This is a genomic window from Rhizobium sp. CIAT894, assembly GCF_000172795.2.
Classification (GTDB): Bacteria; Pseudomonadota; Alphaproteobacteria; order Rhizobiales; family Rhizobiaceae; genus Rhizobium.
Window position 1 is genome coordinate 123082 of record NZ_CP020950.1, and the last position, 18883, is coordinate 141964.

Sequence of the window (18883 nt, forward strand, 5' to 3'; positions counted from 1 at the left end):
TTATTTTGACGCGTCGCTTTTGTTGGCATGCGCCTGAATTTGCGTGCATCGCTCGATCAGGTGCTCGAACGGCTCGGAATCGCCGAGCAGCAGGCCGTCGTCGACCATGCGCGCGTAATCCTCGCCGAGCGCACGCACACCTTCTCCGGATGGCGTCAGAACCAGATTGCCGTTGACGGCTGCGGCGTAGTCGATGGGCGAGCGGTCGGCCGCCTTTTCCGCAAAAAACATGGATTTGTGTTTCGCCACGGCATTGGCGAGTTGCCGATCCGCGGATGCTTTGTCGGCGAAACCAGCATCGTCCAGCCGGACGACATCATGCCAGTGGCGGGCAAAACGATCGCCGCGAAGGCGCTCCTGCAGGCAGAAGACATGGATGGCGGTCGCTTTCTCCCAGAACGTCCGCTCCGCGTGCATGACGCGGGGACTCGCTTTCGGAAATTCGACACCATCAACCTGGCCCGACGCGTCACAGTCGATATCGCGGATACTGGCCGGCTCGCCGGTCGACCGCGCTCCGAATTCGAGCATGACGCTCGGGGCGACATAGCCGGATCCGCTGCTCACCGCTTCATAGTCGAGGTAGAGCGTATCGTCCTCGAGGCGGATTGCCGCCGGAAGAGATTGAACGCGCAACGCGCCATAACCGGCTCCACCGAGCCCGCCACCCAGACCGGAAGCCGCTTTCGCACCTCGCTGGTCCAGTGTTTCTCCTCGCTGCGGGTTTCGGCAGTGCTTCGTCATTGCCGCCAACCAAGTCCGGCGCCAGGGCGCGGATATCGTAGGTCAGGTCGACATCCTCGGAGAACCTTTTGATGACACCGTAGGCTTTCGAAAGCGAAGTGCCGCCCTTGAAGACGAGATGCTCACCGAGCTTGGACGAAAAGAGCGTCTGCAGCGTCCAGACGACCCAGACATCCTTTTCGAGGAGATGAATGGGCCGTCCGGTGCGGTCGGCCGCCACCGCCAAGGCTTCGCGTCGGTTATCCTTTGACAAGGTCAGAAACAGATCAGCGATGCGCAGCCTTTCCTACGCTTCTTGCAAGCCAGGTCGGAAACTGCGGAGCCGCCGCCACCAGCTCGCCGAACGCGTCTGGCGGCAGCTTTCGCTTGATCCGCGACAGTGCTTCATCGACCCTCTCCGGCCCAAGCCATGCAAGTGCGCGGACCGCCACGCCAGCAGGCTGCCAAGGCCAATTGCCAGCGCGGCACGTGCTTGAGCTCGACCGTCTGCTGTCCAAGGGTCATCGTCCGGCTACGGCCGGATGTCAGGTAGACGGAGCGGACCGGGACCTGGGAGGTCAGGCCCAGGGCATTTGCCGCGGCGGCGCCATTCGAGACGATGACCTCACCGCGCTGCTGCGCCACCGCCTCTACGGCCTGTTCGACCGTCGGCGGCCGACTGCCAAAGCGACTTTTGACGGGCCGCATATAGATACCACGGCCCGCCCGGACGAGCTCGCCACGCTCGGCCAGGCGCGACAGAGCCCGATCCAGGGCGGCTCGATTTCCGAGATGCAAAAAGCTCTTTGCCGAAAGCGCGGATCCTTCCGGCAGTCGTTCAGCATGTCCCATGATTTGCGATGTCAGCTTTTGCATGGCATTTCTCTTGTCAGAAATATATGCAAGTTTCTGACAGTTTGCAATGAGAGGGGAAGACGGCGAGCCCGGACGGTGCTGACCAATTTTTATCGGTCAGTGACCCGCTGTCTCTTCACAATCACGATTCATCTATCAGGCCGTCAAACACTTCCACCATCGCATCGCTGATGGCCTTGCCTAGCGCGGCTGCAGCGTTTGCAAGCGCCTCGTCGTCCATATCGCGAGCGGCCATCGCAAAAGCAGTTCCCTCGGACGTTACGATTTCCCGCGCCCGCTCAATTGCCCAAAGGCCGAAGTCGCTGCGGCTGCTGATTTCCACGGTTTCCATGTTGTCTCCTGATTTGTTCGAGAGGACGGCTTATACCGATTTGCCGGACAATGCAGTCTGAAAACCGAGCCCGAGGACCGACTTCGATCTGTCTCGTGAGCGCATTCCCTACGGGACCGTGCTCTATTGCGCCGCACCTTGGCGACTGCGGTGTCACCAGCATTTGTACTGCGGTATAATTTGGAAGCGCTATGTGGGGGTCAATGGTTCAATTTTGCCGCTCCGATAGCACCCATTTGTCATATCACTGAAAAACTTCTGACCTAACGAGGCTTTCCGGGCCTCCGTTCAGGGTGCGGCCGTCGATCAGGAGTGACGAAATCATGTTGGAACGTGTTGGCAGCGGATCGAAAGAGGTCGAAACCCTGGTCGTGGACCTCGGCCAGAAAGACGTGACTGGCCGTTCTGCATCGACAAAAACCATCGACGCCGGCGAAATACGAAAGATCGCGCCGAGCGGTAACGGGCAGGCACTCGACATCTCCGCTGCGCGGGGCTTCGTCGGGTTTACCCAGAGCAAAAGCGGCGCCACCGCGATCCTGGTCGATGCAAAGGTGAGCACGCCCGAAACCGACCCGGGCAACGATCTCAAGATCGACCTGGACGGCTTGAAGAAGGTTGCCGCTTCCGAATTCGGCAGCACCGTGCCCAACAATATCACCCACCTGTTCAACCCGACCATCCAGGCGATGGCCAACCAGCTTTACGGGGGAGACAGCCCCGAGGTGCGCGATCAGTTCAAGGCCGACGTCAAGGCGCTTCTCGGTCCGCTGCTCGACAAGGTCGGTGCCGGAGAGGTCAGTCAGGCTGATCTTGGCGGCCTTCTGGAGCGCCTGACGTCGCAGTTGGCGGCTCCCGGCGGCAAGGAAGTCTGGGGTTACCGCCACGCGGTGCAGACCGCGCTCGAAGGGCTCGTCATGGGCGCCAGCCTGGTCTCGAAGTTGCCGGCCAATGCCGAGTGGGACAAGAGCGTCTCGCCGCTGCCCTCCAACAATCTCGCCAGCTATTCGTTCAACGACGTCATGGCGGCGATCATGATCGGCACCGGGCTGGCCGGCAAGGGCATTGCCGCCAACGGCTCAGACGGCGGGCGCTTCTTCGCCGGCAGCGGCGGCGACGCCTGGATCGCCGAGCGCATGTTCGCCACCAAGGACAATGGCTGGAGCAAGACCATCCAAAGTCTCGATCTGCCCTATATCGACAGCGACTATCTGACATCCAGCCTCAAGAAGATGGACCTTGTCATGTCGGGCTCGGATGCCATCGAGCCGGTCGTGGAGCGCCCGATCGACGAGAACGACATCCTGGAAAGCAAGGTGCTGCGCGGCTACGCTCCGTCGACCGCCTATGAGCCGACGCTGAAGAAGCTCGACGAACTCAAATACGGCATTCTCGGCGACGCCGTGAAGGACGTGAACCGGGATTTCGTCGCGCCCGACAACATGGACCACCTCGACCAGCTGACGCCGGAACAGAAGGCGACGCTGCTCTACGATCTCATCGAGATCAAACAGCAGTTCAATGGCTATATGAACCAGTATGGCGACAGCGTGCCCGATGGCGAGCGCGTCGGCAAGGACCTCGATGCGCGGATCGAAAAGCTGACGGCCGATCCGGCGACGCAGCAGCATCTCTCGGATATCTTCGCGAGCGGCATGAAGGAATATCTGCAGCGACCGGAGAATTCCGATCTGCTCACCAACATCGAGGACGCCTATCTGATCGACATCGGCGGCGGCAAGGCGATCGACCGGGCGCTGAGCGCCGGCAAGAGCTTCGAAGATGCCCTGAAGGATTATTATTCCGAACTCAACACCCTCGTCGATCTCCTGCCCCAGGATTATATCGATGCGCATCTCGACGCCGCGAACGTCACCTTCGCCAATATCGTCAAGGAACATTATATCGGCGACGGCCAGGGTGTCGATCTCGAGCCGCTGCTGTCGGGGCCGGATGACACCTTCGAGCCCGGGGCGACGAATGACGCCATCAGCCAGTTGGCAACTACGTTCGCCGGGGATTTCATCAGCAAAAACGGCCCGGCCGATGGCGGCGAAACGCTGAAACAGAACCTGGCGCAGGATATAGCGCGCGACGTCGACGGCGTTCTGCGGATGGTGCGCGGCGGTATGAAGCTCGACGATGCGCTCGCCTCCTTCAAGGATTCGCTCGATCTGCCGCGCCAGACCCGGACACCTGCCGGCATCGATGCCGAGGTGTACAAGGCCGGTCTGGTGCACGCCGTGCAGATGCTGACGATGTCGAGCGTGCTGGTGGCGCGCGGCCTCGGCGTCGGCGGCAAGTGGACGCCGGCCGATATCGCCGCCGCGGTCGGCTCGGCGACGCAGATCGTCGGCATGACGATGGAAGGTCTCGGCAAGAACCTCGACGTTGCCGGCAAACCGTTCAGCGCCTTCGGCAATCAGCCTGGCAGCTGGGGCAAGGGGATCTCGATGAACTTCTCGCCGAAGACGATGGAAGCGGCAGGCAAGATCCTCGGCGCGGCCGGCGGCCTCGCCATGGCCGGCCTCGGCTTCTATTCGGCGTCGCGGTCGATGAAGGCCGGCGACCGCGCCAAGGGCGCGCTCGAAATAATCGGCGGCATTGCCGGTACCGGCAACGCGCTGATCGGTTTCTCCGAGGCGATGCTTTATCTGACCAATGCCATGTCCCGTGCCTTTTCCGGACTCGGAACGGTGGCGCCGGAAGTCGTGACCATCTTCAGCAGCGCCGCCAAAACCGGCCTTGCCGCGGCCGGACTGGTCACCGGCCTCGTTGCCTCGGCCGTCGGGCTGGCGCTTGGTCTGTGGGATATGGCCAATGGCGTGAAGAAGCTCGACAAAATGGAAAAGCAGCTGAACGAGAAGCTTGAACGCTACACCGGCGAGTCCGTGCATCTCGAATTTTGGCCAGACCCGTCATTCATCTGGTAGAGGCAGAGGGGCGGCAACGATGACCGCCACAGCCTGGGAAATACCCTGCGACCCCTCGGTAAAAATGTGATTTTTGATCTCCAGGCGCGAGGCCGCTGCATTTTATGCAACCGCGATGTCGCGATCGGGCTTGAATTATCACGCAAAGGTCGATCTTATGCCTAACGTAAGGTAAACGACGTCATCCGCGAAAAGCGGAAAAAGAAAATCAAAGGGAACGCATGTCATCGATCGCACCAGCATCTTCGGATATCGATACGGTTTCATTTCTCCGGCTAAACGCCAATTCCGATCCGAAGTCCGAAAATTCCACGAGCCAGGGCAAAACCACGAGCACCACGGTCAAGAAGGCATCGCCTTTTGCCTCTGACGGGACCACGACGGCAGCCCTGACGATTTTCTCCTCTATATCGGCGCAGACGAGCAGTCCGAAGTTCGTTTCGCTGGCCGCCACGTCGAATGGCACGTCCCGCCCTACCGCGCCGATCCAGCCGGTCATCGATCTCCTGTTCAATTCCGATTTCATGAGCGAGATCAATCAGGGCTTCATGGAAGGGCTGAAGGACAAGGACAAATCCTTCGAGAGCATCGACGTCGTCAAAAACCCTCACAATTACACTGCCGAGCAGAAACTGATCATGTATCTCGATCTGCTTCAGACCAAGGCGACCTTCGGCCAATACAAGGACAGCCTCGGCGACAACCAGCGCGGCATCTACAACGACCAGGAGATCCTGAAGGATCTCGACAAGTCAATCGCCATCCTGGGCTCGGACCCCGACGTCAACTCGCTGATGACGGAGAAGGCGCTGAAGGCCTTCAAGCTGATCTTCTCCGGTTATCGCGTGGCGCCGGCCGATACGAACAAGGACGCTTCCGAGATCATCAACGACACGATAACGCGTGACGAGAAGATGAAGGACCTGCGTACGAAGGTCGAGGATGCCTTTGAGCGCGACATCGTCAATGGCGGCCTGCTGAATGACGGTCTCAAATCCGGCAAGGACGTCACCACCATTCTCAAGGAATATAATGCCGCCCTCGGCTTCTATTCCATGGTGCTTCCCGACGATTTCGTAAAGCAGCGCTCGGCGATTGCCGACAAGACCTATGCCGAATTCTTCGACAAGAACGTGCTGCCGACGATCTCCGATCCGACGACGGCGCTCGATGGCCTGATCCGCATGGGACTGGCCGGCAACAAGACCGAGCGGGAACTGAAGGGGCTCGGCTCCATCCTGCCGGTTGTGGATTTCGACCAGTCGCTCGGGCTCGGCGGGAGCCTGTTCCCCGATCTCAAGATCGACCTCGACGGTTTGAAAAAGGTTGCCGCTTCCGAATTCGGCAGCACCGTGCCCAACAATATCACCCACCTGTTCAACCCGACCATCCAGGCGATGGCCAACCAGTTTTACGGGTCAGACAGCCCCGAGGTGCGCGATCAGTTCAAGGCCGACGTCAAGGCGCTTCTCGGTCCGCTGCTCGACAAGGTAGGCGCCGGAGAAATCGGCATCGGCGATCTCGCCGGCAATCTGGAGCGCCTGACGTCGCGCCTGAGCGCACCCGGCGGCAAGGAGGTCTTGGGCTACCGCCATGCGGTGCAGACCGCGCTGGAAGGGCTCGTCATGGGCGCCAGCCTGGTCTCGAAGTTGCCGGCCAATGCCGAGTGGGACAAGAGCGTCTCGCCGCTGCCCTCCAGCAATCTCGCCAGCTATTCGTTCAACGACGTCATGGCGGCAATCATGATCGGCACCGGGCTGGCCGGCAAGGGCATTGCCGCCAACGGCTCAGACGGCGGGCGCTTCTTCGCCGGCAGCGGGGGCGACGCCTGGATCGCCGAGCGCATGTTCGCCACCAAGGACAATGGCTGGAGCAAGACCATCCAAAGTCTCGATCTGCCCTATATCGACAGCGAATATCTGACATCGAGCCTCAAGGACATGGGACTTTCCATGTCAGGCCTGATGAAGACGCTGATGCCCGGCACGGATGTGATCGATCCAATCATCGTCGACGGCAAGACCGCCGAAGAGGCGATCAAGAAGATCATCGCCCCGAGCCTCGACGCGCTGGCGGAAACCCTGTTCAAGGGCAATGCCGATGCCATGGCGCAATACAAGACCAATTTCACGACGATCTTCACCGCGCTTTGGGCGACGATGCGACCGGGCGGCAGCGTCGAAACGATCAAGGCCGACCTTGCCAAGCTGATCGACAAGACCGCGACGGCGGCGCCGGCAGGGGTCGATCCTGTCAAATACAAGGCGGCGCTCTCTTCCGGCGTGATGTCGGTGCTTACCGCATCCCGCTCCATCTATGCCGGCCTCAACATGACGAGCCCGACCTGGGACAGCATCGGCATCGTGGTTCTGCACGCCCTTGGCGCTCTCGCGCACATGGGCAGTGCGCTCGGCTCGGCGATCAAAGCCTCGAATTTTTCGCTGCTGGATGGGATCAGTTCACTCGTCGGCGTTTCCGACGAGCTGGCGCGGGCGCAGCGCAGCGTGCTCTCCGCCTTTTTCAAGAATGGTGCGACGACGGTTGGCGCCGTTGCCGGCGTCGCTTGGCTGCCGGTGGAATATTACCAGTTCCTGCAGGGGCTCACCAGTGGCAAGGGCGATCCGGTCGATCTCATCTTCATGGGTATCGGAACCGCGGCGGACACGGTCGGCGCGATCGAGGGCATCGCAGGCGTTGCCAATATGCTGGTGAATTCCACCTTCCTCGGGCGCACGGGCGCAACGGTAGCGCTCGTCTCCGGCGGCTTCTCGCTCGCCTTCGCGATCGCCGGCGCGGTGTCCTGGGCGGCCTGGGCGGGCTTTGCCATCTACCAGAGCATCAAGCAGGAAAAAGCCTTCCACAAGCAGACCGACATGATGAACGACATGCTTAAGCGCACTGTCAACGACACGGTCGGCATCTACGCCAAAACAGGTCAGCGCGTCGGCGCCAAGGGCGGCGTCGCCCCCGCGCCCCGCGACCCGGAACAGCGCGAGCTGACCCCTGAGAACTGGGACGCGATCATCGCCGATATCGAGAAGCGCCGCGGTACGGCGGTGGGCTGATCCGGGACGCTTTCGCAACACCAAATATCTGGGTACTCACAGGCCCGGTTGGCGTAGAGGCGGTCGGGCCTGTGAATATTTGATAGCAATAAATTTAAGTATGAATTTCATGCGCAATCTGGATATCTGCTGCGCTTTATGGATAAAAACGTTCAATTTTAATATAAAGGTCGAGAAAGTTGTCAAAGCCGATTGTAATTTCCGAAAATTAACCATCGGTTAAGTTTAAACAATTGACCGGCCGTTTTTTTATCCATATCAAATCATGCATTCATTTTGATAACTCCTTGATGGAAGTGCTCATATGGCCGTAGATGCAGTGAATTCCGACCTGAACCTGGCGCCTGCAAACCCTGTCTCGGTGGAACTGACGATTGATAAGACAGGTTCCAAGGACACCACAGGCAGCACGACGAAAAAGGTCGATCCGAACAGCGAGAGCGAGATTCTCTCCGCTGCCGTGGACGCGTTTCTGCCAGGCATGATTTCCAACACCCTGATGCTGAACAATTCGCTTTTCAATTTCGCCAAGGAGGCGATCGACGAAGGCAGCGACGAGTAGGTTCCCGTTCATCGTTTGCAGTTGACGTGTACCGAGTTGAGGAATTGCAATGAGTGGAGAAGAACTTACCGGCCGCGCCTTTACGCCGCCCGTCGACGGCGTATCGACAGGCAATGTGCTGAAGACCTCGGAGATCGTGGCGGAGCGGATCGGGCTGCAGCCGGCGGATTTCGCCGGCCTTCGGCCAACCGAACTCACCTCCATTCCCAACATCCAGGGCCGCAAGATCGCGCCTGAGTCCGACGCCGTCCCGCCCTCCTATTCACCGGAAGGCAATACCAGGCCCTCCAGCATTCTCGACCGGCTGTCGGCATTCTTCATGCCGGTGGCCGGGAACGGCCAGCCGGAGACGCCGCTGGTGCGATTTGCCGCGGACAAGGATCACAGCGGCCCGAAGATCGAAGACATCACGACATCGATCGACCGGCTGGAGAAATCACAGCAATTCGCGACCGGCACGACGCTGCTGTCGTCGCTCACCCAGTCGGTGATGTCGTCGTCCAAACGGCTGACGCAGGGCCAGTGAATATCATGATCACATCGGCCCTTGCGAGATCACCGATCACTTCGCCCGCGCGCAAAGTCCTTCCGAAGGCCGCCATGCTCGCCCTCTGCCTGTTCCTCGCCGCCTGCAGCCAGGACGTGCTGACGGGACTCGATCAGCGCGATGCGCTGGATGCTCAGGTCCTGCTCGAACGCGCCGGCATCTCCGTCACCATGAAGAGCGAAAAGGGCGGGACCTATGCGATCGCCGCTGAAACAGCCGATCATGCCCGGGCGATCGAGTTGCTGGCGGGCGCCGGTCTGCCGCGTCAGTCGTTCGGAAATGTCGCCGAACTCTTTCCCGGCAACGGCTTCCTTGTGACGCCTTACGAACAAAAAGCCCGGATGAGCTACGCCATCGAGCAGCAGCTTGCCGAAACGCTTTCGGGGCTTGACGGCGTGGCGACGGCGCGCGTCCATGTGGTGCTGCCGGAGGAAAACGGCCGCGGGCTCATCAAGGAAAAGGCGAGGGCGGCGGCCGTGCTGCAATATCGCCCCGGCGCCAATCTCAACGAGATCGACATGAAGAGCCGATCCGTTCTGGTCAACAGCATCCGCGACCTCTCATATGAAGATGTTTCGGTGGTGGTCAGCCCCTGGTCGGAGGTCGGCGCGCCGGCGGCCCCGGCGGCAACCGTGACGCCGGCACCCGCCGCAGCGCCATTCTCGATGGTGCAAAGCGCTCTCTCGGCTTTCAAGGCCCCCAATCTGGCCATGATCGGCGCAATTATCCTCGCCATCGGGGCATGCCTGCTGCTGCTGTTGCCGCAGCGGAAGGAGCGCTGAGCATGCGCACGCCGCGTTCGGACGGCGAGGCGATCTCGGATGCGGCGAGGATCCGCAAGGCAGCGCTGCTTTCCGCGGATATGCTGACGGCCGCCCGATGGGATGGGACCGCGCCGCTCCTTGCCGATGGGTCTACCCTGTCGTCGCGGCTGCACCGGCGGCTTTTCACGGAGATCGCAGAAGCCCATGGCGACCCCGCCACATTTGCCGACGGCGCGCGCCGCCTGATTTCCATGGACGCGGACGGACTCGCAAAGGCCGCGCTCCGGGCGGGCTTCGCCTATCATCTCGCAGCCTTCTGCCCCGCGGTCGATCGCCCGACCCTTGCGAGGCTCAGGGCCGCCTACGGCGAGGAAGCGGTCGCATTCGCTCTCGGCCACATCAATCTTTCCGCGGCAACGCCGCCGCTCGATCTGTTGAGCGAGCAGGCAAGGCATGTCGTTGAGGCCGACGGCTGGTCGATGCTGGCGCTTCTGGCAGACGAATACCGGATCTCTGCGGCATGGCGGTGGGCGGGCTGGCGCGACATGGCCGAAAACGGCTCGGCTTCCCTCTTGAAGAGCCCAGCGCTCGCCCTGGCGACGGCCGCCGTCGACGAGGTCGCCTCCACACAGGAAGGCGCCGGACGATGAGCTCCGGATTTGCACGCCACGACCGCATCATTCCGGCGGAGAGTTTCGGCCAGATCAGAGAGGCGGCGCAAATTCTGGAGGCTGCCCGCCACGACGCCGCCCAATCGCAGGCGACACTTGCCGCCGCCAGCGAGCAGGCCGCCCAAAACGGCTATCGCGACGGGTTCGAACAGGGCGTTCGCGATGCCGCCGCACGGCTTGCCGCCTCACTCGGAAAAGCCGAACAGGAAATTGCCAATCTCGACAGCTGGGTCGAGGCGGTGGTTCTGAAATCGGTCGGATTGATCCTCGGATCGATGGAGGCCGACGAGCGCACGAGGCGATTGGTCCGCCACGCCATATCCCAGACCGCTGAGGCCCAGGAGATCGCCCTGCATGTCGCCCCCGACGATGCCGCCATGATCGCCCGGGCAATTGCGGATATCGATCACCGCATCACTATCGCGACGGATCCGCTGATGTCTGCCGGCGAGATCATTCTGGAGACGTCGGCGGGACGCAGCCAGATCGGCTTGAAAGACCAGCTCGCCACCGTGATCGAGGCCCTCGTCCATGGTTGACGCGTTGCTTCGGATGGAGCGGAGACTCGAACAAACGGACGTGCGGCGGCAGAGCGGCCGCGTAAAGAGTGTTTCGGGCCTGCTGGTGCGGGCGCTCATCCCCTCGGTCAGGATCGGCGAGCTTTGTGAACTGCATGAGCCGGGCCGAGGTCGCATCGGCCTTGCCGATGTCGTCGGCATCGACGGCGAGACGGCGCTTCTCTCGCTTCACGGCGAAACCCGCGGCATCTCCCAGCGCACGGAAATCGTCCCGACCGGCCGGGAACCGGCCGTCTCCGTCGGCAATTTCCTGCTCGGCGCGATCGTCGACGCACACGGCAATATCCTGCGTCCCTCCGCCAACCCCGCCGGCGAGGACGCGCGTTTCCTGCAACCGCTCTATGGCCAGCCGGTCGATCCTCTGTCGCGGCGCCCCATCCGCCAGCCGTTTACCTCGGGGATTGCCGCCCTGGACGGATTGCTGACCTGCGGCCAGGGCCAGCGCATCGGTATTTTCGGCGCGCCTGGCGCCGGCAAGTCGACGCTGGTGTCCCAGATCGTCGCCAACAACAAGGCCGATGTGATCGTCTGCGCCCTGGTGGGCGAACGCGGACGCGAGGTCGGCGAATTCGTTGCCGGCAACATGCCGGAAGGCGTCCCCTCGAATGTGGCGCTGGTTGTCGCCACATCCGATCGCCCGGCGCTGGAGCGGTTCAAGGCGGTGATGACGGCAACGGCGATCGCCGAATATTTTCGCGAGCAGGGAAAACACGTGCTGCTCGTCATCGACAGCGTCACCCGCATGGCCCGCGCCTTGCGCGAAGTCGGGCTTGCCGCCGGTGAACCGCCGGTGCGGCGCGGCTTTCCGCCTTCCGTATTCGCCGTCCTGCCGCAAATCTTCGAGCGCGCCGGCAACAGCGCAAACGGCATGATGACGGCTTTCTATACGGTGCTCGTCGAAGGCGAAGAGCAAGACGATCCGATTGCCGAAGAAACCAGATCGCTGCTGGACGGCCATATCGTGCTCTCCGACAAGATTGCCAGGGCGGGCAATTTTCCGGCGATCGATGTGCTGGCCAGCCGAAGCCGGACGATGAGCGCAGTGGTGAGCGAGAGCCATCGCCAGGCAGCCGACAGGCTGCGCGCCCTGCTGGCCCTCTATGACGAAGTGGAACTGCTGATCCGCGTCGGCGAATATCGCCAGGGGCGCGATGCCGCCGTCGACGAGGCCGTCGCCAAACACGGGCTCATCCAGCGCTTCTTGTTTGACGGCCAGCGCAAGCCGCAGCCATTCGGCGCGATCGTCGAAGCGCTCGAGGAGCTTGTCCGATGAACATCGCCGCGCCCGCATGGCCCCGCTCATCGATGGCCGAGAGCTTCTTTTCCCGTTCCGGCACGACGATGCGCGCCGCCTGGCAAGTTCTGGTCCGGGAGCAGACGCTTTCCGTTCGCCCGCTGTCCCCCGATATCGCAGCTGCGCGGATCGCCGATCCGGTCGGTCTTCTCTGCCGCGTCGGCGAGCGGGATCAGATGCTGATTGCTTCGGCCGGAGCATTGCGGTTGCTGGCCGAAAGGCTTGAACCGCTGATCCTCTGGGAAAAACTGTCGCCGCATGAACAGGCGGCGGTGGTCGAACATCAGTTCACCGAGGCCTTCGAGGCAATCGAGAACAAGATCGGCATCAGCCTGTCGCTGCTGCAGATCGGTGCAGAGCCGCAGCCGGATTTCAGCGGCAATTTCGGCTTCGAAATCGGCTGGAGCGGCATGAGCCTGCCCTTGAGCGGCCATTTCGATGAAACCTTCCTTGCCGGCCTCGTCGGCTGGGCAAGCCGCCTGCCGCGCCGCACGCTCAATGCCCTGACGACGACCGTTAGCATCCGGCGCGGTTATGCCGTGCTGTCGGTCGGTGAGATCCAATCCCTGCGATTGGGGGACGGCATCGTCATCGATGGGGGGACGCCGGAAACCGTGATCGCGATCACGGGTGAACGTTACCTTGCAACCTGCATGCGCTCGGACAAAGGCGCGGTCCTCACCGAGCCGCTCCTGTCGACGCCAACCGGACCAATGAGGCATTTCATGACGAATGACACCGTCGATCAGGAATTGCAGGGCGAGCCGCGTCCATCGCCTGTCGACAGCATCCCGATCAAGCTGGTCTTCGATGCCGGACGGCTGGAGTTGCCGCTGCGCACACTCGAGACGATCGGCGAGGGCTATGTGTTCAACCTCGACAGGCCATTGTCGGACGCCGTCGATATCATCGCCCAGGGTCGCATTATCGGACGGGGCGAAATCATTTCCGTGGATGGGTGGAGCGCCGTTCGCGTCACGGCGCTGCACGACTGATGGAACAGAGCTTTCCTCTTGCCCAGAGCCTCGCGGCAATGGCGGCGATCTCGATGCTGCCGGTCATTGCCGTGATCGCAACCTCCTTCACCAAGATTTCAGTCGTCCTGCTGATCGTGCGCAATGCGATCGGCATCCAGCAGACGCCGCCGAATCTCCTGGTCTTTGCGATTGCCATCGTGCTCTCGGCCTTCGTGATGAACCCGGTGCTGCAAAACAGCTGGCAATTGCTGCTCGCCCATAGCGGCGATTTCGGCACGGTCAGTGGCATGGCGGACGGCATGATCAAAGTGGCGGCGCCGCTGAAGGATTTCATGCTGAAATTTTCCGACGCCGAGGTGCGCGACTTTTTCGTGCAGGCGTCGCAGAAGATCTGGGCAAACGCGCCGGCAACTCCCATTGCCTCCGACGACATAACCGTGCTGACGCCGAGCTTCCTCGTTTCGGAACTGACGCGGGCCTTTGAAATCGGATTTCTGATCTATCTGCCCTTCCTGATGATCGACTTCGCCGTCTCCGCCATTCTGGTGGCGCTCGGCATGCAGATGATGTCCCCGACCGTGGTGTCGACACCGCTGAAGCTGCTGCTGTTCGTCTCGATCGACGGCTGGCGGCGATTGCTGGAAGGTCTGGTGCTGTCCTATGCGCAGTGAGCATCGCGCCTTCACGAAAGCCCCGGTTCGAGCGCCTGCCGCGCCCACGCGAAAGGCCTGCCGTCATGGGTGAAGACCAGGTCGCAGCCGAAATCGGCATGTCCGTCATGGCGACCTTCGCCTTGGCCGGCCCCATTCTGGGCCTGGCCGCGCTTCTCGGGCTGATCATCGCCATTTTCCAGGCGGCAACGCAAATCCAGGAGCAGACCATCGCGCAGATCGTCAAGATTTTCGTGATCTCCATCACCCTGCTGCTGTTCGGCCGGGTGCTGGCAACGCCGCTGATCGAACATTCCGTTCATATCCTCAACGACTTCCCGACCATGGTTCAGTGAGGCGGGGCGGATGGGGCCGGATCATCTTCCGCTCGTCGGCATCGAGGTCGCGGCACCGGCCGCGGCGATGCTCGGCGCCGCCCGCGCGCTCGGGATCCTGCTGATCTTCCCGATCTTCTCGCTGTTCAGCATCGTCGGTATCTTACGTTTCGGCCTGGCAATCGGCCTTTCGGCGCCCTCCGTCGCCTTCGCCTATTCGGTGCTGGCTATCGGAGATACGTCCTGGTTCGATCTGGCCGCCCTTTCGATGAAGGAACTTTGCTTCGGGGCGCTCATCGGCATGGGGCTCGGCATTCCCTTCTGGGCGGCCCAGGCGGCGGGTGATATGACCGATGTCTATCGCGGCGCCAATGCCGCCAATCTCTTCGACCAGATCAACGCGCTGGAAACCGCGCCGCTCGGCTCGCTGATGATGTCGATCGCCCTGGTGATTTTCGTCAGCGCCGGCGGCATCATCGATCTGGTCGCGATTTTCTACAAGTCGTTCGAGTTCTGGCCGCTCTTCAAGCTCATGCCCGCCATGCCCGACGATCCGCTCGACATGATCCTCGGTGTATTCGGCCGGCTGTTCAAAGCGGCCGGATTGCTTGCCGCCCCGTTCATGATCGTCACCTGCGCGCTCGAATTGTCGCTGGCCTTCGTTGGCCGCTCGTCGAAACAATTCCCGCTGAACGATAGCCTGCCGGCCATCAAGAACTTCGCGGTCGTGGTCATTCTCGTCATCTACACGGCCTTCATCTCCAGCTATTTCCACGATCTCTGGATCGATGGATTCAACGAGGTGAAAGCCATGCTGGAGGTGACCCATGGCCAAAAATGACGATACCGAGGAAAAAACCCTGCCGCCGAGCCGGGTGAAGCTCGATCGGCTCCGGCGCGAGGGCCAGGTTCCCCGCTCGAAGGAAATCCCGGTTGCGATCTCCGTTCTTGCCATCGCCGTCTACGTCACCTGGGGCTTGCCTGATATCCTCGAGGATTTCACCCGCAGTTTCGATAGCGGCCTGCAGTCCGCCGCGCGGGCCGACCTCTCCGACGCCGTCACTGTCGGCTTGAGCGAAACCGGCGTGGCGCTGCTCGATCTCATCTGGCTGCCGCTTGCCATGGGTCTTGCCGCGACCATCCTGGTGTCGATCCTCGACGGGCAGGGGTTTCCCGTATCGTTCAAACATATGAGCTTCGATTTCACCCGGCTCAATCCGTTCGAGGGCATCAAGAGGCTTTTTTCGCTCGCGAGCATCGCCGAGTTCGTCAAGGGGCTCGTCAAGTTTGTCCTGCTCGCCACCGCCGGCGGCGGTGCGATCCTCTATTTCCTCAACAGCATCTTCTGGTCGCCTCTTTGCGGAGAAGCATGCACGCTCTCCACGACAGCCCATCTCCTCGGCTCGATCCTCGTCATTGCCGCCGGCATCATGGTGGCGGCGGCGTTTTTCGATATCCGCATTTCGCGCGCGTTGTTCAGGCACGAACACCGCATGACCAAGACCGAGGCGCGGCGCGAATACAAGGATACCCAGGGCGATCCGAAGCTGAAATCGGCGCGCCGGCAAATCGGCGCGGAAATGCGCAGCAGCCCGCCGCGCAGGCAAGGACCAGGCCGGCGATGAAAAGCGGGAGCCTAAGCCGCCCGCTTGATCTTCGCTTTGCGGTTCCGGTGGTCGGGCGTCTCAGACGCCCGATTGGTTGTCACCTACACGCGTCCAGTTCTTCACATCGTCCAGCGTGATATCGGAGAGGAACGTCACGCTGGCAAGTGAGCTATCGGTGCGGAAGACGTTGCTGCCGTGGGAGAACGCCCCGCCATCGATGGTGACGTCGGCGTCGATCTGCTTGCCGCCGTTGGTGCGCACGAGCGTGGTAAAGCCGTCAGCGACGAAATCCTTCAGATAGAACCTCGTGTCGGCATTGATCTGGAAGATCTTGTCGGTCGCGCCCTTGGCGGAGCCACCGATAATAGTGACGTCGCCGGCGCTTTTTACCGTCAGCGCATCCTCGCCGACATTCTGCCAATTGACGTTTTCGAGCGTCGCGCCGCCATAGACGTGGATTCCGTCGGCGCCATTCTCGCCGAGATTGACATTCTTGAGCGTCGCGCCGTTCTTGAGAATGAACAGCGGCGATTGGGTTTCGGACTGGCCGCCATCGCCGAGCTTGGAAGAGGCCGTATAGGTCGCCCCCTTGCCGTCGAACACGCCGCCATCCACGACGATCGGCTCGTTGACGACGATGACGCTGCCCTCTTTCGAGAGGTCGGGTTTTTCCGTCGTGGTCTGCAAAGTCGTGGCCTGTTTCTCGTCGGATGGATCCACCTTCTTGGAGTCGGATTGCCAGTTGATGTGCTTGCGCAGCAGATCCTTGGGGTCGGAATCCATGCCGTTTTCCGACGTTTCCCGCGACTTCGGCACATAGGAGGTCAGCGTCGGCGGGTTGCCGGAGAAATCTTCGAAGGGCGAGACCTTGCGGGTTCGGATGGCGGTGAAATCCGTGTCGGCACTATTGCTGCCGCCAAGGCAACCGGACTCAAGGTCGAAACGGGAGGTTCTGTCGAAGTCTATGGGCCTTTGTCCATCTACGCCACACATTGCATTCATCCCCAGTTGGTCTCGTCTACTTCACTTGCTCTATTAGCCCGGCCTCTGTTTGGAGCCGGCAGCGTTCCGGATTTGCCCGATCTCTCCGATGGTTTCGATCGTTATGTCCCTGTCGATCTCCTCCGCCGCCAGCACCGGAATGCGGCAGTTGTGGTGGATCATCAGCGTCTGGGTGAGCAGGCGCCATTCGCCCGGCACGATGATGACGGGATCGTATCCCCGCTCGTTGGCATCCTCGAGAGCCTGTCTGGCTTTCTCGGCCAGCAGGCGCAGTCTTTCGGCTATTTCGATCTTCTCGGTCGCTCCAGCGGCGTCATAGGACCGGATGAAGTGGTTCCATTCGGCGGGAAGCACCAGCGCCGGCAGCAATCCGCGCCGGTCGAGAAGCCCGAAGGCGATCTGCTTGACCAGCGCGGCGCGCGCCATTTCGGCCAGAGTATCCGGCGCGTGATCGGTGCCGGCGTGCAGCATCACTTCCAGCAGTCCGCGCGGCTGGGAAAGCGTCACGCCGGAATCCAGCAGGCGTCTGACGACCGCGACCGTCAGCATCAGCGGCACCTGGCTGGCGACGTCGATCGCCAGTTTGCCGAGACGCGGTTCAAGGCTGCCCAGCCATTGTGCCGCGTCGTCGACGCTGAACAGGGCGCCGATATGGCGGCGGACGATGCGCACGATGTCGTCGGCAATCTGTTCGGCCGTCCGTTCAGGATCGCAGCTGACGAGACCGGCGGGCACGTTTTCGACCTGAAGATGGATCAGATCCTCGGCCATGCGGGGATCGGCGTTGAACGTCGGCACCGTCACGGAGACGCCGACGGCGCGCGCCGCCATGCGGATCCGCCCGTCCAGCATTTCGCCGAGCCGCATCGCCTCAAGCCGCGCCAGCGTTTCCACCGCGACGGTGGCGATGACGGGATCGCCATATTTCGTCCTGTCGAGCGGATAGGAATTGGCGCCTTCCACGGCATTCGCCGATCCGGCCGCGGCCGGGCCGGCGCGCCGGCGATGCACCATGAAGGCAAGGCCCGCCAGACACAGGCCGATCGCGCCGAGCACGCCTGTGGGAAATCCCGGCACGAAGCCCGCGCAGATCGTCAGCGCCGCCGCAATCGCCAATGCACGGGGCTCCCGGAAGAGTTCGCGGCCGATATCGCTGCCGAGACTGCCGTTGCCGTCATCGGACACGCGGGTCACGACGATACCGGCCGAGACTGCCATCAGAATGGACGGAATCTGCGACACCAGACCGTCGCCGATCGACAGCAGCGTATAGAGATGGGCGGCCTCGGCAAAGCTCAGGCCCTTCTGGAAGATACCGATCGCCAGGCCGCCGATGAGATTGACGGCGACGATCACCAATCCTGCGACCGCATCGCCCTTGACGAAGCGCATCGCGCCGTCCATCGCCCCGAAGAACTGGCTCTCCTGTTCGAGGCGCGACCGGCGCTTCTGCGCGGCTTCCGTGGTGATATGGCCGTTACGCAGGTCGCTGTCGATGGCGAGCTGCTTGCCCGGCATGGCGTCGAGCGTGAAACGGGCGCCGACCTCGGCGATGCGCTCGGCGCCCTTCGTCACCACGATGAACTGCACCAGCGCCACGATCAGGAAAATGATCAGCCCGACGACGACATTTCCCGCAACGACGAAATCGCCGAAGGCCATGATGATCTCGCCGGCATCGGCGTCCGCCAGCACGAGCCGGGTCGAGGAAATCGTCAAGGCCAGGCGGAACAGCGTGCCGATCAGAATGACCGCGGGAAAGGTCGAGATTTCAAGCACGCTCTTCAGATAGGTCGTGGTGATCAGCACCACGAAAGCGAAGGAGAGATTGAAAGCGATCAGCACGTCCAGAACGATTGTCGGAAGCGGCAGCACCAGCATCGTCACGACGGAGGCGAAAAACACCGCAAGCAGCATATCGGTGCGTTGCGCAAGCATGGCGATGGCGGATGACCTTACCTTCATGAT

General features: G+C 61.8%; 17 protein-coding genes and 2 pseudogenes. 13 read left to right on the forward strand and 6 right to left on the reverse strand.

The genetic code is table 11. The features are described 5' to 3' along the window. The 3 genes and pseudogenes from RHEC894_RS24605 to RHEC894_RS24615 all read right to left on the reverse strand — a co-directional run bounded on the left by RHEC894_RS24605 (position 1) and on the right by RHEC894_RS24615 (position 1930). A pseudogene (locus tag RHEC894_RS24605) lies at positions 1-1018 on the reverse strand (nucleotidyl transferase AbiEii/AbiGii toxin family protein). Next, positions 1011-1599, reverse strand: a pseudogene (locus tag RHEC894_RS24610) (DUF6088 family protein). The pseudogenes RHEC894_RS24605 and RHEC894_RS24610 overlap by 8 nt, the downstream one beginning before the upstream one ends. Before the next feature lie 121 nt (positions 1600-1720). Continuing rightward, complete coding sequence (locus RHEC894_RS24615; protein ID WP_004672578.1) at positions 1721-1930, reverse strand: hypothetical protein; 210 nt, start codon at positions 1928-1930, stop codon at positions 1721-1723. Between the two features lie 323 nt (positions 1931-2253). Between RHEC894_RS24615 and RHEC894_RS24620 the strand changes: the two genes are divergently transcribed. Then, a complete protein-coding gene (locus RHEC894_RS24620) occupies positions 2254-4863 on the forward strand; it encodes a hypothetical protein (RefSeq protein WP_085739597.1) in 2610 nt (869 codons plus the stop codon). Between the two features lie 208 nt (positions 4864-5071). On the opposite strand, the gene RHEC894_RS33525 is transcribed toward RHEC894_RS24620, so the two are convergent. Then, positions 5072-5362 carry a hypothetical protein gene (locus RHEC894_RS33525; protein ID WP_004672580.1) on the reverse strand — a complete coding sequence of 97 codons (291 nt, stop codon included), beginning with the start codon at positions 5360-5362 and terminating at the stop codon, positions 5072-5074. Between the two features lie 25 nt (positions 5363-5387). Between RHEC894_RS33525 and RHEC894_RS24625 the strand changes: the two genes are divergently transcribed. The 12 genes from RHEC894_RS24625 (at position 5388) to RHEC894_RS24680 (ending at position 15931) form a co-directional block, all read left to right on the forward strand. Beyond that, on the forward strand, positions 5388-7928 hold the full coding sequence (locus tag RHEC894_RS24625; protein ID WP_225881757.1) for a hypothetical protein: 2541 nt from the start codon (positions 5388-5390) through the stop codon (positions 7926-7928). A gap of 304 nt (positions 7929-8232) precedes the next feature. Then, positions 8233-8490, forward strand: coding sequence for a hypothetical protein (locus RHEC894_RS24630; RefSeq protein WP_010068575.1), 258 nt, complete (start codon positions 8233-8235; stop codon positions 8488-8490). 49 nt (positions 8491-8539) lie between these two features. Further along, positions 8540-9016 carry a hypothetical protein gene (locus tag RHEC894_RS24635; RefSeq protein ID WP_004672583.1) on the forward strand — a complete coding sequence of 159 codons (477 nt, stop codon included), beginning with the start codon at positions 8540-8542 and terminating at the stop codon, positions 9014-9016. Beyond that, positions 9013-9819 carry a type III secretion inner membrane ring lipoprotein SctJ gene (gene sctJ, locus RHEC894_RS24640; RefSeq protein ID WP_010068576.1) on the forward strand — a complete coding sequence of 269 codons (807 nt, stop codon included), beginning with the start codon at positions 9013-9015 and terminating at the stop codon, positions 9817-9819. The genes RHEC894_RS24635 and sctJ overlap by 4 nt, the downstream gene beginning before the upstream one ends. A 2-nt stretch (positions 9820-9821) precedes the next feature. Further along, entirely contained in the window at positions 9822-10451 is a 630-nt protein-coding gene (locus RHEC894_RS24645) for a hypothetical protein (protein WP_085739599.1), read from the forward strand. Continuing rightward, on the forward strand, positions 10448-11011 hold the full coding sequence (sctL, locus tag RHEC894_RS24650) for a type III secretion system stator protein SctL (RefSeq protein WP_085739600.1): 564 nt from the start codon (positions 10448-10450) through the stop codon (positions 11009-11011). The genes RHEC894_RS24645 and sctL overlap by 4 nt, the downstream gene beginning before the upstream one ends. Beyond that, positions 11004-12323: a FliI/YscN family ATPase gene (locus RHEC894_RS24655; RefSeq protein ID WP_085739601.1), complete on the forward strand. Its 1320-nt coding sequence runs from the start codon at positions 11004-11006 to the stop codon at positions 12321-12323. Before sctL ends, RHEC894_RS24655 begins: the two co-directional genes overlap by 8 nt. Beyond that, the gene (sctQ, locus tag RHEC894_RS24660; RefSeq protein ID WP_085739602.1) at positions 12320-13339 is read left to right on the forward strand and encodes a type III secretion system cytoplasmic ring protein SctQ; all 1020 of its coding nucleotides are present in this window, start codon (positions 12320-12322) and stop codon (positions 13337-13339) included. The genes RHEC894_RS24655 and sctQ overlap by 4 nt, the downstream gene beginning before the upstream one ends. Continuing rightward, positions 13339-13992, forward strand: a complete 654-nt coding sequence (gene sctR / locus RHEC894_RS24665) for a type III secretion system export apparatus subunit SctR (RefSeq protein ID WP_008534263.1) — start codon at positions 13339-13341, stop codon at positions 13990-13992. Before sctQ ends, sctR begins: the two co-directional genes overlap by 1 nt. A gap of 65 nt (positions 13993-14057) precedes the next feature. After that, positions 14058-14327 (forward strand): flagellar biosynthetic protein FliQ, encoded by a 270-nt coding sequence (locus RHEC894_RS24670; protein WP_004672590.1) that lies wholly within the window; start codon positions 14058-14060, stop codon positions 14325-14327. Positions 14328-14337: 10 nt separating this feature from the next. Then, positions 14338-15147 (forward strand): flagellar biosynthetic protein FliR, encoded by an 810-nt coding sequence (locus RHEC894_RS24675; protein ID WP_004672591.1) that lies wholly within the window; start codon positions 14338-14340, stop codon positions 15145-15147. Continuing rightward, complete coding sequence (locus tag RHEC894_RS24680; RefSeq protein WP_085739603.1) at positions 15134-15931, forward strand: EscU/YscU/HrcU family type III secretion system export apparatus switch protein; 798 nt, start codon at positions 15134-15136, stop codon at positions 15929-15931. The genes RHEC894_RS24675 and RHEC894_RS24680 overlap by 14 nt, the downstream gene beginning before the upstream one ends. A 60-nt stretch (positions 15932-15991) precedes the next feature. On the opposite strand, the gene RHEC894_RS24685 is transcribed toward RHEC894_RS24680, so the two are convergent. Both RHEC894_RS24685 and RHEC894_RS24690 read right to left on the reverse strand, forming a co-directional pair. Then, positions 15992-16906, reverse strand: coding sequence for a pectate lyase (locus RHEC894_RS24685; protein ID WP_085739604.1), 915 nt, complete (start codon positions 16904-16906; stop codon positions 15992-15994). A 42-nt stretch (positions 16907-16948) separates the two neighbouring features. Next, a complete protein-coding gene (locus RHEC894_RS24690; RefSeq protein WP_085739605.1) occupies positions 16949-18880 on the reverse strand; it encodes a flagellar biosynthesis protein FlhA in 1932 nt (643 codons plus the stop codon). Positions 18881-18883 lie beyond the last annotated feature (3 nt).

Excerpts from the sequence above, each read along its gene's own strand:
- sctR (WP_008534263.1), top strand. The coding sequence starts at position 13,339 with ATGGAACAGAGCTTTCCTCTTGCCCAGAGCCTCGCGGCAATGGCGGCG.
- RHEC894_RS24615 (WP_004672578.1), bottom strand. The coding sequence starts at position 1,930 with ATGGAAACCGTGGAAATCAGCAGCCGCAGCGACTTCGGCCTTTGGGCA.
- RHEC894_RS33525 (WP_004672580.1), bottom strand. The coding sequence starts at position 5,362 with ATGACCGGCTGGATCGGCGCGGTAGGGCGGGACGTGCCATTCGACGTG.
- sctL (WP_085739600.1), top strand. The coding sequence starts at position 10,448 with ATGAGCTCCGGATTTGCACGCCACGACCGCATCATTCCGGCGGAGAGT.
- RHEC894_RS24635 (WP_004672583.1), top strand. The coding sequence starts at position 8,540 with ATGAGTGGAGAAGAACTTACCGGCCGCGCCTTTACGCCGCCCGTCGAC.
- RHEC894_RS24655 (WP_085739601.1), top strand. The coding sequence starts at position 11,004 with ATGGTTGACGCGTTGCTTCGGATGGAGCGGAGACTCGAACAAACGGAC.
- RHEC894_RS24675 (WP_004672591.1), top strand. The coding sequence starts at position 14,338 with ATGGGGCCGGATCATCTTCCGCTCGTCGGCATCGAGGTCGCGGCACCG.
- RHEC894_RS24680 (WP_085739603.1), top strand. The coding sequence starts at position 15,134 with ATGGCCAAAAATGACGATACCGAGGAAAAAACCCTGCCGCCGAGCCGG.
- sctQ (WP_085739602.1), top strand. The coding sequence starts at position 12,320 with ATGAACATCGCCGCGCCCGCATGGCCCCGCTCATCGATGGCCGAGAGC.
- RHEC894_RS24645 (WP_085739599.1), top strand. The coding sequence starts at position 9,822 with ATGCGCACGCCGCGTTCGGACGGCGAGGCGATCTCGGATGCGGCGAGG.
- RHEC894_RS24620 (WP_085739597.1), top strand. The coding sequence starts at position 2,254 with ATGTTGGAACGTGTTGGCAGCGGATCGAAAGAGGTCGAAACCCTGGTC.
- RHEC894_RS24690 (WP_085739605.1), bottom strand. The coding sequence starts at position 18,880 with ATGAAGGTAAGGTCATCCGCCATCGCCATGCTTGCGCAACGCACCGAT.
- RHEC894_RS24630 (WP_010068575.1), top strand. The coding sequence starts at position 8,233 with ATGGCCGTAGATGCAGTGAATTCCGACCTGAACCTGGCGCCTGCAAAC.
- RHEC894_RS24685 (WP_085739604.1), bottom strand. The coding sequence starts at position 16,906 with ATGTGTGGCGTAGATGGACAAAGGCCCATAGACTTCGACAGAACCTCC.
- RHEC894_RS24625 (WP_225881757.1), top strand. The coding sequence starts at position 5,388 with ATGAGCGAGATCAATCAGGGCTTCATGGAAGGGCTGAAGGACAAGGAC.
- RHEC894_RS24670 (WP_004672590.1), top strand. The coding sequence starts at position 14,058 with ATGGGTGAAGACCAGGTCGCAGCCGAAATCGGCATGTCCGTCATGGCG.